Origin of the sequence: Streptomyces sp. 13-12-16 (assembly GCF_002114215.1) — a bacterium.
In the GTDB taxonomy this organism is placed as follows: Bacteria; Actinomycetota; Actinomycetes; order Streptomycetales; family Streptomycetaceae; genus Streptomyces.
The window spans coordinates 1-749 of record NZ_NCTE01001442.1 but is presented as its reverse complement, the minus strand read 5'-3'; the positions used below and the strand labels follow the sequence as shown (position 1 = coordinate 749).

1 protein-coding gene is annotated in these 749 nt (G+C 78.6%); it reads right to left on the bottom strand.

From position 1 onward, the window contains the following. On the bottom strand, positions 1-749 hold a 749-nt coding region (locus B7767_RS42295), incomplete at both ends, for an SWIM zinc finger family protein (protein WP_179167556.1).

Here is a 749-nt window from a genome sequence, read left to right as displayed (position 1 = left end):
GGGCGACGGGGCCGGGAGCGGGGGGAGCCCGCGGTCGCGGCGGGCGAGGACATCGGCTGCCCGGATGCCCGGCAGGGGTTCCGGTTCCCTCTCCTGGGCGGCGCGGGCCGCGCGGGTGGCGCTGAGCCGGGACAGCGCGTCGATCACCTGGCGCTCACCGCGTCCGCGCAGCAGGAGCAGCACGAACGGGTCGGCGTCGAGCAGCCGGGCCGTCTGGTAGCAGAGGGCCGCGGCGTGCTTGCAGGGGTCGCCGGAATCGGGGCAGCTGCACCGCGGGACGAGGTCGCCGGGGCCGGGCAGCAGCGCCGCTCCGCAGTCGGCGAGGGACTGGGGCATCTCCTTGTCCAGCAGCGCCGCGATGTGGCCGGGGCGGTCGGCGGCGGCGTCCAGGAACCGCTCCCAGTCGGCGTCCGTGAACGTCCGCAGCCGCACCTGGACGCGGTACGGCCGCGGGCGGCCGCCCTGCACGTACGCGAGGACCAGTCCCGGCGTGACGGTGATGGCGTCCACGTGGCCCCGCTCGGCGTATCCGCGTCCGCGTGCGAGCCGGGCGGCGTCCAGTGCGCCCTCCTCCAGCGCCGTGACCCATGCGTCACCCCACCAGGTCTCGGCGAAGCCCTCGCGGTCCGCGGCCCGGGGCGGGAACGCCGGGAAGGTGCGGCGCAGGTCGCCGTCGCGGGCGGGGGCGGCCATGGAGCGGGGGGCGGCGGGTGCGGGCGGCGCGGTGTCCCCCGGAGGGCCGAGGGGGG